The following is a 12,429-nucleotide window of genomic DNA, read 5'->3' as shown; positions in this document are numbered from 1 at the left end:
CTCGAGCGCATAGCCAATGGTTGGCCCAGCAGCGATCTCGATGCACTCATGCCGTGGAATTACACGCGCTGAACGGTCTCAGCTTGCCGCTTACCCTTGATGGTCCAGGCGGTCGGGTTATCGACCTGTGCACTGGTATCGGCATTCTCTCATACTTCATTGGCAAAAGGGCTAGATGGGATAGCGGAGGACGCACAGTTGCAGGGCGAATGCGACCACTCGCGATGGTCACTCAAGGGGTTCTGCTCTTATAAAAAAGCCGCCGAAGCAGTGTCTTCGGCGGCTTTTACAATTCAGTTTTTACCGTGCGTTGAACCGAGGCTAGCCGTGCAATCTTATGCCGCCCGGCTGGAGAAGGACGACTTGACGCGATCCAACAAGCGGTTCGCGGGCGACCCGGTGTTGACGGAATGCTGGGTGTGATGCGCCGCTGAGCCTATTTCGAATTTGCCAACGAGTTGGAAGAGAGCCTCTGCTTCGCGAGCGAGAGAATGGCTCGCTGCGGTGGACTCTTCCACCATCGCCGCGTTTTGCTGTGTTCCCTGATCCATCAGCGAAACAGCATGATTGATTTCCTTGATGCCCGTGGACTGTTCACGCGAAGCTTCCACGATGGACAGGACATTCACGCTGATTTCCTTGACCTGCTCGACAATCTGACCGAGTGCCTCACCGGTTTCGCCGACGAGGGAGACGCCACCCTTTACATGTTCACCCGATTTTGCGATCAGGGTCTTGATGTCCTTTGCAGCCTTCGCTGAACGTTGCGCAAGCTCGCGAACTTCCTGGGCCACGACTGCGAAGCCCTTGCCTGCCTCACCCGCCCGCGCCGCTTCCACACCTGCATTCAGTGCCAGCAGATTGGTCTGGAAAGCAATCTCATCGATAACGCCGATAATGGTGGAGATTTCGTTGGACGACGCTTGGATTGCGTTCATCGCATTGATAGCATTCGTGACGACGTGGCCGGAATGCTCGGCATTTTCGCGTGTCGCGCTAACCAGGCGACCCGCTTCTTCGGCGCGGCGGGTGGTATCTGCAACGGTCGTGGTGATCTGTTCCAGAGCAGCTGCAGTTTCCTCAACAGATGCTGCCTGCTGTTCGGTACGCTTCGCCAGATCGTCAGCCGCAGAGCGAATCTGGTTCGATCCTGCGGAGATGGCCTGCGCGTTACCGCTCACGTCCACAATCGCATCTTCCAGACGCTCGATGGCGGCATTGAAGTCCACGCGGATCTTATCCAGGCGCTCGGCAAATGTCTGCTCGATACGGTGGTTAAGCTTACCATTCGCCATCGCGCCGAGGCCAATGGCCAGCGTATCCACTGCAAGCTGCACTTCTGCGGCATCTTCCGCCTGACGCTTTTGCTGCTCGATGCGCTCACGCTCGGAGAGAGAACGGTTGGCTTCCGCCTCGGCTTCGAGACGCAATCTATCCTGCGCGTTCTGCTTGAAGACGGCGACGGATTTGACCATGTCACCGATTTCGCTTCGGTCTGCAACCGCATCAATGTCTGCCTCTGCATTGCCAGCGGCAAGCTCACGCATGGTCTGCACGATCCGCGTGACGGGGCGCGTGATGGAGCGCGTGACGATTGTTGCCAGAACCGCCACGACGGCCAGAACGCCGATGGAGGTGAGGATGGAAATCAGGAAATCCTTGTGCTGCGCATCGGCAGAGGCGGTTGCATATTCCTTCAGCTCCAGACCGGTTTGATCTTCAACTGTCTTTAGCGCATTGATGCGGTTGGTCGTTGCCTTGTACCAGTCTTCACCGGTAACGCTGCTCATCTGGCCACCGAACGGAGCCTGAAGTGCGACGCTACGCTGCTTCTCGACAAGCTGGCCGGCATCGCTCGAAAGCGCTGCCTGAAGCGCCGCACGCTGCGGTGCGCCCGCATAGCTGTTGAAGTCTGCAAAATACACGTTCTGCATGGCGCCGAACTTCGCAAACTGCTGATAGCCTTCAGGCGTGAATTTGCCGGTCGCGAAAGCTGCCGTACCAATGGTACGTTCCTGTCCAGCGCGCTCTTTGCCCTGCAAAAGCGCAGAATAGGCGACGATCCGATTCGAGATCGTGCTGTCGGTCGTAAGCGAGCTCATGGATTCGATCAGCTTGATCAGGCTACCGATCGTGTCTGCGAAATAAGAAGCAATATCCGGCACGGTTGCCTTCAGTGAGGAAACATCTTCACGCATCGTCCTCAGCCTATCGATTTTGCCTTGCGCTGCAAACGCCAGCTCCTTCATTGCCGGACCACCAATGGCGTCATTGGATGTGAGGTTCAACGCCTTGAAATTCGCGATTGCAGCATCTGCGGCAATACGCTGCTTATCCAGAAGAGAACCGAATTCACCAACGCCCTTAGCGCCGACGAAGCCAGCGGAGGCGCCGCGTTCTTTCTGGATTTCGTGAATGGTGGCACCGATGATGGGTGCCATCGAAGAGATTTCCGCCACGGACCGTGCTTCCGAAGCATGCCCGAGGCGCTTCACATTGTCCTGAGTGACGGCACCAATCAACGCGATGGTTGGAATAGCGGCAACAAGAACGACACGCGTACTGATTTTCAGATTACCAAATATGCTCACGTAAAGCCTCGATTTTTGCTTGCTGAATGAGCATCAATGGATCTGCTTGTGCTCAAAGATAGGACAGATAATAGTTTTGATAGAGAACAATTATTTAAGCTTGGTTAGCGTGCCTAGTTTTTCGTCAATAGTGAATACTATTATATCAAAAGTGCAGATCTGCGTTCCGTCGCTCCTGCGCTGTCAGCAAGTATGGCCCCTTTAATGTTCAGGGGCCTAGATACGGCGTCCGAGCAACCGAGCTAACATGCGTCGAAATCAACCCCAAATATTGCGAGGTAGGCCGCAAGCTCTTGCCGGAGGCCCGCTGGATCAATGCCGATGTGTTCGACTATCGCGCCCTTGATCTGGACCGTTACGATATTGCAATCGGCAACCCGCCATTCGGACGCGTCCGACGCAGCGCCACTGGACCGCGCTATCGGGGAGCAGAGTTCGAATTTCACATCATCGATATTGCCGCCGAGCTGGCCGACTATGGTGCGTTCATCGTTCCGCAGGGCTCCGCGTGATTTCAGTATTCCGGCAGACCCTATTTCGACCGGCGCACACGCGGCAAAGGTGTCGATTTCGAGAAGGTGACGGGCTTCGAAATGGATGCAGGAGTAGGCATCGATACGGCCATTCACAAGGACGCTTGGAAAGATACGTCCATCATCTGTGAAATCGTCTGCTTCGATTTCAAAGAGGCACGTCAGCGCGCGACTGATGAGGCGATGCGTATCGCAAGCCTGCCTGTCCCGAAGGCTTCCCTTCACCACGTCGAACAACTCGCATTCTTTCAGGGGGTGGCGAGATGCAGCGCCGAAGTGTGGAAGTATACGATGTTTATTCCGGTCTTGGAGGCACATTTACGGTTGAAATCGTAGAGCAATTGAATGCGGACTGGGTGAAAGTCCGCGTTTGGTACGGTCGAGCCACATCAAGCGCTTGGGAGTGCTGGCCTGAATGGGATGGCTTTCGAATGGAGGTCAGCCGCCGCGATCTTAGAAATAAGCGCCAGATGAAGCTTTTTGCAGAGTGATTTGAGAGGAATTGATTTGAGCCGGTATGAAGTTGAAGTGAAATCGGAAACGCGCATCGATCCAGAAGCGGTCATCGGTTTCGATCCACCATTGCGAACCTATTTCATCACAGCATTTCCCGATGAGGAAACAGATGAGCCGTATCTTTGGCTTGGAACCCGCATCGAAGAATTTCCGAGCCTTGAAGCCCTCATGTGCGGGCAGAAGGCTTTCAGGTTGTCGGATTGAAGCAGGATCACATCGTTGCAATGCTGAAAGAGGCAAGCCAACGTCACCCACCGAGCGCGGGAGAGCGCGCTGGATTTGTATTTTAGCAAGGCGCGTTGATTGGGAGGCGCTCGATGCGCCTGTCTTCTCCGTCCTTTCAAAAGTTCCTCACATCCACAATTTGCTGGTAAGGATATGCAAAATAGGATATTATAATATCCTCGAAAGGATATGCTTATGCCGCTTTATATCAAAGACCCAGAAGTAGACCGACTTACCGACGAACTGATTGGCCTCACGAAAACGAGTAAGGTCGATGCGGTCAAGAATGCGCTCATACGGGAGATTGCCAATCGCAAGGGAAAATTGCCGATCCGCGACCGCCTGGCAAAGTCCATCGCCATGGCGCGGGAGGCTGGCCCCTTTGCCCCCGGCGATCACAAGCGCGAGACTGATGAAATGTGGGGCGAGGAATAATGCTTCTTATTGATGCCTCTGTGATCGTCGCCATTCTTTCGGAAGAAGATGACGCGGCCTTTCTGATTGACCGCTTGGACCACGACGGAGGACCGTTCTATGTCTCGCCAGTCGTGCGGGTAGAGGCAACGCTTTCGTTGACCCGCCGACTGGCCGAGGCCACCGGCAAGGACAAGCCAGCCACGCCGGAAATGATGGAATCCGCCCGCCGCATGGTCGATCAATTTGCGGCCGATCTGGATTGCAAGGACGCGTTGATTTCCGCAGACGTTGGCAATAAAGCGCTCGATGCTGCGCTACAGTTCGGCAAGATCATGAACCATCCGGCAAAGCTCAACATGGGTGACTGCTTCGCCTATGCCTGCGCAAAAGCGTACCGGACCAAGATCGCCTACAAAGGCGAGGATTTCGTGCATACGGATATCGGATGGCAACATCATTGAGCGCGATACTGGCGCGAGTTAGCTTGTGAAAACAAACAGGCCGATCCCGAACAATATGATGAGCAAGGTCATAACCCTTTGAATTTTCCGCTCCGTTTCATTCTTCGGTTTATTCGCGGGACCGAACAGACTTCCTAAAATCGATTCAACAAAACAGCCGAGCATTCATGAGCCTTCAATATTCAAAAATTACTGCCTTCATTATAGCGCTGCCAGCAGTTGCCGTGTCCGGAATAGCTCACGCGAGATCAAGTCTACCTCCACAGGATTTTCAAGTAGAAGTCATCGACGGTGACACTCTGCGTGTGAAAGGGTCAAGGCAGTCGATCCGCCTTTTCGGCGTCGATGCCTGCGAAGCAGAGCAGACGGCGAAAGCCCGAAACGGAGCGGTCATGAGGTGCGGTGATCCAGCAGTCAGCGCTTTGCAGCGCTGGACTGCTGGCCGAACGATCCGTTGTGAAATCCGCGACTATGACCGCTACAGCCGCGCACTCGCGGTTTGTGGAACGGCCCAAGTGCCGGATTTCTCAGCCGAGCTGATCCGGCAAGGCTTGGCTATCGCCTATCGATATCGATCACGGGCTGTCTGGCCTGAATATCAGCGCATCGAGGACAGCGCCAAGAGGCAAGGCAAAGGAATATGGGCCTACTCGTTCGATGAGCCGTGGGTCTATCGGAAGGAACATAAGCAGTAAGTGCGACCTGGCTCTACAATCGAAAAACGTCTGCGTTATCCTGCCGGTCACGCAGACCCTTGTACGCCGCATGTCGCAGTTTGCGATCCGGGGTAATCTGCCGAAACTCGATTTCGGCAATCAACGTGGGTTGGACCCATACAACCTCTCGCTTGCCGCCGTACGGGACAGGCGATTTTGGTTCCGCCATTTCAATTTGTCCATCATGGCGCGCAAGCCAATGGCTGCCCGTTCTTTGAAACCTGTACCGACGCTTCCGACATATCGCAGCTCATCGCCCTCGTAGGCCGCCAGCAGCAGGGACGAGAAACCGCCGCTTGCGGATATGGACGGTTCATAGCCGACGATCACGAAAGCTTCGCTCTGCACGCATTTGAGCTTGACCCAATCGCCAGTGCGGCCACTCCGGTAGGCGCTATTGCGATCCTTGCCGACGATGCCCTCCAAATCCAGTTCACAGGCGGACTTGAGTAGGACTAGCGGATCATCTACCGCGATCTCCTCTGAAACTCGGATTGCGCCTGCGTCTTCCTTCAGCATTTCCTCGAGCATGTGTCGCCGGAATCTGTATGGCTCGCCGCGAACGTCGCGACCGTCGAGATAAAGCAGGTCGAAGGCCATAAGGACTGCATTGCTGGAAACCAGCTTGCCGCTACGGCGTCCGACCGCTCCCAAACTGTTCTGCAGGGCGTCGAAGTCAGACCGGCCCTGTTCATCCAGAACGACGCCTTCACCATCGATGATAAACGAAGCCGGGCCGAGGTTGCGTGCCGCTTTCACAACTTCTGGAAATCGATCAGCCCAATCATAGCCGCCGCGCGTCAACACGCGGACGCCGGAGCTGTCAGAATGGATGGCAAGTCGATAACCGTCCCATTTCACCTCCCAACCCCAATTTGAGCCAGACGGAGGCTTCTGCTTCAGGAGCGCAAGGCATGGTTCGACGCGCTCAGGCATCGGCTCAAACGGCAATGCCGCTTGCGCCTTGTTACGCTTGCGGATGGGGCGCGACTGGATGGGTTTGCCATCATCGCGAAGCAGCGGCTTTGATCGTGGTCGAGGCGCTTTCGTCATAACGACAGCCTGCGCCCGAAACCTTTATAAAAGTTTCAGGCGCATGTCCCAACTTCCAGCTGCGTCAGTCCGGCATTCTCGGTGCCAAGGGTTCAAGTTCTGGACGCGGGTAGGTTCGAAACTCGTCTGCCCACTTTGCGGGCGAAGGTATTATCTCGAATGGGGGAAGCGCGTCATAGACGAAATCGAACTTGAAGCCACCGTCTGGCTGGAGCCTCACTGTCACTGAGTACCATGCGTGACGATTATCGTGCTGAGAAGCCATGGCTCTACGAAGTCCGCTCAGTGCATCAGATCCTTCATCTTCGACCACAAAAGACCCGACACTACCGTCATCTAGCTGAAACGATCCGGTTTCCTCGGCAAATTGTGTGATGCGAAGATAGTGATAGCTTGCCTCTGTCCAACCCTGATCCGGGATAGCATCGAGAATAGCTTTGGCGATTGTTTCATAAAGCTCGTTGATTTCAGGGGAAATGCAGTTCATTCCCGTTGTTGATCGTGCCAAATCCTGATCACGCTGTCCTGGCAGATGGCGCGGATTGTTCGACCTTGCCTGCACGCGCTTTCTGTTGGCGTTCTCGACAGTCGGCGATAGTTCCATTTATGGTCGCAATCCTGCCCAGTAGGCTTAGAGTTATCAGAGAGCCGACCGATCCGAACACGAGGGCTGTCATCACATATATCTCAGCCCAAAATGGCTGCTGGAACCAAGATGCGAGCCTTGCGAGGGCGAGATGATAAAACACCAACGCGCTTGTTGTCGTAACCACAAGAAACGACGCACTCAGGAACTTTGACCGGTATTCCGTAAAGTGATCGCGTCCCAGGTGCCTACGGGCTTCTTCAACTCGCTCTTCAAGAGTTCGTTCTTTGCTCCAGAATTTAAACACCTGCCAAGGTATTTCAGCTTTCAAACGGCCATAAACATAAATCGCAAAGGCAGCTGCGAGCGATGCCAGAAAGCTCCAAAAGAAGTCTACAAATGTCATCCGTTGTCCCTCTATCCTTGAAGGGTGTATCAGGGGCAAAGTTGAACCAAGTCTTTAAGTTAGTTTCTCATTTTTAACAGTACCGGGAAATTTGCTATCATCTACGTTGAAGTCGCCAAAAGCTGCTTTCGTTAAGGCATGATCGCAAGAGGTGGGTAGAATGTGCGGACGTTTCACAAATCTCATGACCTGGGCAGAACTGCATCAGCTCTACAGCATTCATGATATCGCTCCGCCTAGCTCGAATATGCGGCCGAGATACAATATCGCACCAACGCAGGACGTGTTCTTTGCGACAAAGCCTGAAGGGCATGAAATGGCCCTTCAGCAAGGCAGATGGTGGCTTGTGCCGTTCTTCGCAAAGGAGCTTCCAAAAGCAGCGATGTTCAACGCCCGTATCGAAACCGTCGAGAGCTCCGGTGCGTATCGTGAGCCGTTCAAAACGAAACGTTGTCTCATCCCTGCGGATGGATATTTCGAATGGACCACAAATGAAGGGGACCGCAAGAAAGACCCATGGCTTCTCCAACTTCCTGACGCGCAATCGTTTTCATTTGCCGGATTGTGGTCCCATAACGACAAGCTCGATGTGACCAGCTGCACGATAATCACTGGACCGGCGGTTGAGCATATTTCTCATATTCATGGACGAATGCCATTCATTCTGCACCGCGATTCCTACGGTGATTGGCTCGATACCACCATTGAGGGACAGAGTGCCAAAGACGTGCTTAGTGCCGGTCAGATCAATGATCAGCTCGAATTTTTCCGGGTTGGTCGAGAGGTCAACTCGTCCCGATACGATGGCTCAGACACGAAAAAGCCGGTGATCAACACGCTTTGAGCAGGCTATCTCGCACTTGCTATCGGCAACTCCTTTATGTTCGTCGTATAACGTGGCGATCTGCGGTCAAATTTCGTTTGCCAGTCGCGCTTTATTCCGACTGAAGCCGGCAAAAGGGTGCCACGCCCAAACTTTGCGTTGACAGCGTCAAGCGCCGTCATAAGCCGTTCCGATCGGTCGCGGTCGCGGGCCTCAAAAAGAGGCCGCAGTTGAGATCGCGCCGCTACCAGATCGTTCATGATGATGCCCGCCTTTGCGTAACGATGACCGTCCTTGAAGATTTTACGCCCACCCCGCTGGGCTGCGCTGATCAGGTCGAACGTATCGTTCGTCGCTTCAGGGAAATGCACTGTTGTCTGTGCCGAGTGCGGCCTATCCCTATGATTAAAGCGTGATGTGTGCATGAAAACGGCGAGATGGGTAGCTTCTAGCCCATGGCGACGAAGCTTTTCCCCTGCCCTCATTGCATACGCGGCGACAGCCTCGAGCATCACGGCGAGATCCGCTACAGGGGTTCCGAAAGAGCGTGTAACAGCGCAACCCTTGCGCTGCGGCGGCACGTCTTCGAGAGGAAGGCATGAAACGCCTTGTAGCTCTAATACAGTTCGTTCCCCCACGACGCTCAGGAGATTTCGCGCAAGCCGCGCATCAATGCGGGCTAGGTCGCCAGCAGTTTCTATTCCAAGCCCAAACAGCTTGCGTTCAGAGGCAGCGCCGACACCCCAAACCTCTCCTACCTCGATACGATCCAGCCAGCTTCGCCGCGCGGCTGGTTGCGTCAAATCACAAACGCCGCCCAACTCCGCGTTCTTCTTGGCAACATGGTTCGCGAATTTCGCAAGCGTTTTGGTTGGGCCGATACCGACGCAGGTTGGTATGCCTGTCCATTGCTGGACCGTAGAGCGAAGATCGCGGCCGAAAGCTTCGCGATCTTCCGGCCTGATATCGGTCATATTGAGGAAACTTTCATCGATGGAGTAAATCTCTACATCGGGCGACCATTGGCGGTAGATGGCGTTCAGCCTAGCGCTCATGTCGCCATAGAGGGTATAATTGCTTGAAAAAACAGCAACATCGTTATCTCGACAGAGATCGCGGATTTTGAAGTACGGTTCACCCATGCCGATTCCAAGCACCTTTGCTTCCGCCGTCCTTGCGACAGCGCAGCCATCATTGTTCGAAAGAACAATGACAGGGCGCTTGGCAATGCTCGGATCAAACACCCGTTCACAAGAGCAATAAAACGAGTTCCCGTCGATCAGCGCGAAAGATGTCATGGCTTTTTCCTGGGCCGGAGCCAGTGAACGTTACACATTGCAACGCCCCAAATCTCGACTTCGGCAATTTCAGGCAAATCGAACATCGGCATGTCCGAATTTTCAAAAGTCAGCTTCGGCCGTCCGCCGATCAGGCGGAGCCTTTTCAATGATCGTTCGCCGTGAATGGTGGCAACGACAATATCACCGTCAACCGGGGTTACGCTGCGATCCACAACGATCAGGTCGCCATTGAAAATTCCCGCATCACGCATCGAGTTTCCGTCAACCTTCCACAGATATGTAGCAGGAGGGTTGCGGATTAGCAGCCGTGTGAGATCGATTGACTCATCGATATAATCATCAGCTGGAGACGGGAATCCGGCGCATAGCCCATGGAGCATAAGCGGGACGTGTATTTCCGCCTCAAATTTCAGGCCGACGAGCATTCCAGATGGACCTTTCAAGAGTGAACTTCGAAAGGAACAAATAGTGAACACAGGAGGCGGGTAAAATCAAGATGGACGATTACGCGACTTATGTTTTGGACTACTCGGATGGATTGGGTTCGCCGTCCGCTATTGCCACGACCATCGCTGCAATCTTTTTGCGCACCGCGAGGTCATCTATTCTGTCGAACGCTTGATTAAGTAAACGACCCTCAGCGCTCGTTACGAACGTGGCAACCGTGTGTGGAGCGACATTTGTTTCGTTGATTTCTGCAGGATCGTTTTCCTGGTCGAAGAAGTACGATACTGGAACATCAAGAGCCGCAGCTATTTTCGACAGCCGACCAGCACCAACGCGGTTCTTGGCATTTTCGTATTTCTGAATTTGCTGGAAGGTTACGCCAACAGTCTCCCCCAACGATGTTTGACTCATCCCAAGTGCCTTGCGCCGGACGCGAATGCGCCGACCGACTTCAATATCAGCTGCTTGGGGTAGTCGTTTTTCGTTGTTCTTCATTGTGGCTTCAGGTTCTAGATAGGCTCTTTATCTGCCTATATGTTCAATCATAAGGTGACATGTGTAGAAGTAATAGCGCCCGACAAAAACCCCCCGAAAATTATGGGGTATATTATGTTGATGCTTTGCCAGTTCGGTAAGCTTCTACTTTTGAAAGTGCATTGATGCCAGCTGCTATAACAAATGCAAATCTTTCAAAAGCCCCCGGTCAAACGGATATCGACGTGGGCAGGAAGGTCAGATTTCAACGCATCATTCATGGTTTGAGCCAAGCCGAGCTAGGAAATGCACTGTCGGTGGCAAGGCAACAGGTTCAAAAATACGAAAGCGGTACGAACCGTCTACGTGGGGATCAAATCGTCACACTTTCCCGACTGTTCAGGGTGCCAATGGAATATTTCTATGAACCTGACCCAGAACGCAGTGGCCTCCCCTTCAGCGTTCAGCAAAAGGCAGACGATGATCTGTTGCGGTTCGTCCGCTCGAAGGCTGGCAGAGAATTAAACGCCGCGTTCGTTAGGATTCGCGATCCGGAAGGTAAAAGACAGGTGGCGGCGCTTGCTGACAGCCTTGCCAGGGAGGAAAGGAATGGCGATTGAATTCGAAGATCTTCCTTACAGCCGTCTGGAAGAGCATATTTACTTTCTCAAAATGCTTGGTGTTGGGGAACGGTTGCTGAAGGACGTGGCGCACGTTCTCGAGGAGCTAGGGAAAGATCACCGCTATCCTGTTCCCCCGCATTTGATCCTGTTGTTACCTGCCGAAATGATACCGCGCCGCTTGTTAAAGATTGCCGAGGTAGATGTTGCGGAATTCCGTATGGTCGCCCACAGCCTGTTGCAGATCAGGGCTGCCCATGGTGATAAACCTTCAAAAGCCGCCGGCTTCGCAGTTGCCTCCAGCCTGCGAGGCCGAGGCACCCCGGAGCGGCGACGACGCCTTTCAACGCGATCCACGCTTACAGATCGAGAGATCAAGAAAGTGGTTCGGAACCTTCGATCGCTCGACGATTCCAATGAGGAAACTCCTTGAGGGAGGTTCTTTCACCTTGAGGTTTCGCTACTGCCCTATGTTCTGGAATAACCGAAGCCGGAGCGCGCTTATCCAAATTGCGCTGTAGGGACGGCGAAGGCCACTTTACTACTATCAAAAATCAAAGTGGCAGCGACATATCAATACATGCTGACAGGAAGAGGCGGAAGCAAGATTGAGATCATAGTAAATAACAGCTTTGTCGTTTTGGCTTTTGTCATCTCGGGAGGAACTTGTTCACACCCTGCGGAGACGCGCTTTACAACTGCGGTTGAACCTTTAGCAGTAAATTTTAGTTGGTTTGAGGGAATATCTTCAAGACTCAATTGCACCGCTATATTCTGCTTCATTGTCTCAATTGATTTTACTTGTTTAGGCGAGAGTTCCCCAATTGCTCGAAGACGCCCATCTACCAAAAGATCGAGTCTCGCTGTCAGCGTTTCGGGACGGTCCTTATCCGTTCGAAACATGAGCTTTGTCACTCCGGCCGCAGCGATAGCTCCGAGAGTAAACGCGTCAACTGTCCTATCCGAGGTGACGTACACAAGTTCGTAGCGACCAGACTGACATTTCAAGCCGATTTGCGACGTCCCCTGCTCAATGTACCCGTACCGGGTTTCATGGTCAGCAAAGTCATCTTCAACAGTTTCGAACTTCCATTGTCCAAAGGCGGCATTAGCAGAAAACAAGGTGATTGCAGCAACCGCTATCAGACGTTTCGTATAATTTTTCATTTTAGCCCCCAGCTTCGTCTTAAAACTACGAGGACAATCTAAAGTGGAGGTTAAGTCTGTGACCTCGTGTTCACTGTAGTTATCGTTTGGTTA

The 12,429-nt window shown here is 53.4% G+C and carries 16 protein-coding genes and 1 pseudogene; 9 read left to right on the top strand and 8 right to left on the bottom strand.

The window, feature by feature from the left end:
- Nucleotides 1–335 precede the first annotated feature (335 nt).
- Nucleotides 336–2,591 carry a methyl-accepting chemotaxis protein gene (locus GGQ73_RS23285; RefSeq protein ID WP_327786372.1) on the bottom strand — a complete coding sequence of 752 codons (2,256 nt, stop codon included), beginning with the start codon at nucleotides 2,589–2,591 and terminating at the stop codon, nucleotides 336–338.
- Nucleotides 2,592–2,884: 293 nt separating this feature from the next.
- Between GGQ73_RS23285 and GGQ73_RS21470 the strand changes: the two genes are divergently transcribed.
- The 6 genes from GGQ73_RS21470 (at nucleotide 2,885) to GGQ73_RS21445 (ending at nucleotide 5,438) form a co-directional block, all read left to right on the top strand.
- On the top strand, nucleotides 2,885–3,103 hold the full coding sequence (locus tag GGQ73_RS21470; protein ID WP_183897786.1) for a class I SAM-dependent methyltransferase: 219 nt from the start codon (nucleotides 2,885–2,887) through the stop codon (nucleotides 3,101–3,103).
- Nucleotides 3,104–3,184: 81 nt separating this feature from the next.
- On the top strand, nucleotides 3,185–3,460 hold the full coding sequence (locus tag GGQ73_RS21465; RefSeq protein ID WP_183897785.1) for a hypothetical protein: 276 nt from the start codon (nucleotides 3,185–3,187) through the stop codon (nucleotides 3,458–3,460).
- A gap of 171 nt (nucleotides 3,461–3,631) precedes the next feature.
- The gene (locus tag GGQ73_RS21460) at nucleotides 3,632–3,844 is read left to right on the top strand and encodes a hypothetical protein (RefSeq protein ID WP_234911053.1); all 213 of its coding nucleotides are present in this window, start codon (nucleotides 3,632–3,634) and stop codon (nucleotides 3,842–3,844) included.
- Between the two features lie 216 nt (nucleotides 3,845–4,060).
- Nucleotides 4,061–4,300 carry a type II toxin-antitoxin system VapB family antitoxin gene (locus GGQ73_RS21455; protein WP_183897784.1) on the top strand — a complete coding sequence of 80 codons (240 nt, stop codon included), beginning with the start codon at nucleotides 4,061–4,063 and terminating at the stop codon, nucleotides 4,298–4,300.
- Nucleotides 4,300–4,743, top strand: coding sequence for a type II toxin-antitoxin system VapC family toxin (locus GGQ73_RS21450; protein ID WP_183897783.1), 444 nt, complete (start codon nucleotides 4,300–4,302; stop codon nucleotides 4,741–4,743). Before GGQ73_RS21455 ends, GGQ73_RS21450 begins: the two co-directional genes overlap by 1 nt.
- Before the next feature lie 167 nt (nucleotides 4,744–4,910).
- Complete coding sequence (locus GGQ73_RS21445; protein ID WP_183897782.1) at nucleotides 4,911–5,438, top strand: thermonuclease family protein; 528 nt, start codon at nucleotides 4,911–4,913, stop codon at nucleotides 5,436–5,438.
- Nucleotides 5,439–5,451: 13 nt separating this feature from the next.
- Here the strand turns inward: GGQ73_RS21445 and ligD are convergent.
- The 3 genes and pseudogenes from ligD to GGQ73_RS21430 form a co-directional block, all read right to left on the bottom strand.
- Nucleotides 5,452–6,512, bottom strand: a pseudogene (gene ligD, locus GGQ73_RS21440) (non-homologous end-joining DNA ligase).
- 64 nt (nucleotides 6,513–6,576) lie between these two features.
- Nucleotides 6,577–6,999 carry a hypothetical protein gene (locus GGQ73_RS21435; RefSeq protein WP_183897781.1) on the bottom strand — a complete coding sequence of 141 codons (423 nt, stop codon included), beginning with the start codon at nucleotides 6,997–6,999 and terminating at the stop codon, nucleotides 6,577–6,579.
- Nucleotides 7,000–7,027: 28 nt separating this feature from the next.
- Complete coding sequence (locus tag GGQ73_RS21430; RefSeq protein WP_183897780.1) at nucleotides 7,028–7,504, bottom strand: hypothetical protein; 477 nt, start codon at nucleotides 7,502–7,504, stop codon at nucleotides 7,028–7,030.
- Nucleotides 7,505–7,664: 160 nt separating this feature from the next.
- Here GGQ73_RS21430 and GGQ73_RS21425 point away from each other — a divergent pair, with 160 nt between their 5' ends.
- A complete protein-coding gene (locus tag GGQ73_RS21425) occupies nucleotides 7,665–8,348 on the top strand; it encodes an SOS response-associated peptidase (RefSeq protein ID WP_183897779.1) in 684 nt (227 codons plus the stop codon).
- A 5-nt stretch (nucleotides 8,349–8,353) separates the two neighbouring features.
- Here GGQ73_RS21425 and GGQ73_RS21420 read toward each other — a convergent pair whose 3' ends face one another.
- The 3 genes from GGQ73_RS21420 to GGQ73_RS21410 form a co-directional block, all read right to left on the bottom strand.
- Nucleotides 8,354–9,625, bottom strand: coding sequence for a Y-family DNA polymerase (locus GGQ73_RS21420; RefSeq protein ID WP_183897778.1), 1,272 nt, complete (start codon nucleotides 9,623–9,625; stop codon nucleotides 8,354–8,356).
- A complete protein-coding gene (locus GGQ73_RS21415) occupies nucleotides 9,622–10,008 on the bottom strand; it encodes a LexA family protein (protein ID WP_183897790.1) in 387 nt (128 codons plus the stop codon). Before GGQ73_RS21415 ends, GGQ73_RS21420 begins: the two co-directional genes overlap by 4 nt.
- A gap of 145 nt (nucleotides 10,009–10,153) precedes the next feature.
- Nucleotides 10,154–10,570, bottom strand: a complete 417-nt coding sequence (locus tag GGQ73_RS21410; RefSeq protein WP_183897777.1) for a helix-turn-helix domain-containing protein — start codon at nucleotides 10,568–10,570, stop codon at nucleotides 10,154–10,156.
- 164 nt (nucleotides 10,571–10,734) lie between these two features.
- On the opposite strand from GGQ73_RS21410, the gene GGQ73_RS21405 reads away from it, so the two are divergent.
- Both GGQ73_RS21405 and GGQ73_RS21400 read left to right on the top strand, forming a co-directional pair.
- Nucleotides 10,735–11,169 carry a helix-turn-helix domain-containing protein gene (locus tag GGQ73_RS21405; RefSeq protein WP_183897776.1) on the top strand — a complete coding sequence of 145 codons (435 nt, stop codon included), beginning with the start codon at nucleotides 10,735–10,737 and terminating at the stop codon, nucleotides 11,167–11,169.
- Nucleotides 11,159–11,602, top strand: coding sequence for a hypothetical protein (locus tag GGQ73_RS21400; protein WP_183897775.1), 444 nt, complete (start codon nucleotides 11,159–11,161; stop codon nucleotides 11,600–11,602). The genes GGQ73_RS21405 and GGQ73_RS21400 overlap by 11 nt, the downstream gene beginning before the upstream one ends.
- A 140-nt stretch (nucleotides 11,603–11,742) precedes the next feature.
- Here GGQ73_RS21400 and GGQ73_RS21395 read toward each other — a convergent pair whose 3' ends face one another.
- Entirely contained in the window at nucleotides 11,743–12,336 is a 594-nt protein-coding gene (locus GGQ73_RS21395; RefSeq protein ID WP_183897774.1) for a hypothetical protein, read from the bottom strand.
- Between the last annotated feature and the right edge of the window lie 93 nt (nucleotides 12,337–12,429).

The sequence above is a fragment of the Rhizobium skierniewicense genome (assembly GCF_014196515.1).
Lineage (GTDB): Bacteria > Pseudomonadota > Alphaproteobacteria > Rhizobiales > Rhizobiaceae > Agrobacterium > Agrobacterium skierniewicense.
Note: the sequence above shows the minus strand (reverse complement) of the source record. Positions and strands in the feature narration are given on the sequence as shown.

Coding starts and splice junctions, on each gene's coding strand:
- GGQ73_RS21415 (WP_183897790.1), bottom strand. CDS start 10,008: ATGCTCCATGGGCTATGCGCCGGATTCCCGTCTCCAGCTGATGATTAT.
- GGQ73_RS21410 (WP_183897777.1), bottom strand. CDS start 10,570: ATGAAGAACAACGAAAAACGACTACCCCAAGCAGCTGATATTGAAGTC.
- GGQ73_RS21395 (WP_183897774.1), bottom strand. CDS start 12,336: ATGAAAAATTATACGAAACGTCTGATAGCGGTTGCTGCAATCACCTTG.
- GGQ73_RS21420 (WP_183897778.1), bottom strand. CDS start 9,625: ATGACATCTTTCGCGCTGATCGACGGGAACTCGTTTTATTGCTCTTGT.
- GGQ73_RS21400 (WP_183897775.1), top strand. CDS start 11,159: ATGGCGATTGAATTCGAAGATCTTCCTTACAGCCGTCTGGAAGAGCAT.
- GGQ73_RS21450 (WP_183897783.1), top strand. CDS start 4,300: ATGCTTCTTATTGATGCCTCTGTGATCGTCGCCATTCTTTCGGAAGAA.
- GGQ73_RS21455 (WP_183897784.1), top strand. CDS start 4,061: ATGCCGCTTTATATCAAAGACCCAGAAGTAGACCGACTTACCGACGAA.
- GGQ73_RS21430 (WP_183897780.1), bottom strand. CDS start 7,504: ATGACATTTGTAGACTTCTTTTGGAGCTTTCTGGCATCGCTCGCAGCT.
- GGQ73_RS21405 (WP_183897776.1), top strand. CDS start 10,735: ATGCCAGCTGCTATAACAAATGCAAATCTTTCAAAAGCCCCCGGTCAA.
- GGQ73_RS21465 (WP_183897785.1), top strand. CDS start 3,185: ATGGATGCAGGAGTAGGCATCGATACGGCCATTCACAAGGACGCTTGG.
- GGQ73_RS21435 (WP_183897781.1), bottom strand. CDS start 6,999: ATGAACTGCATTTCCCCTGAAATCAACGAGCTTTATGAAACAATCGCC.
- GGQ73_RS21425 (WP_183897779.1), top strand. CDS start 7,665: ATGTGCGGACGTTTCACAAATCTCATGACCTGGGCAGAACTGCATCAG.
- GGQ73_RS21445 (WP_183897782.1), top strand. CDS start 4,911: ATGAGCCTTCAATATTCAAAAATTACTGCCTTCATTATAGCGCTGCCA.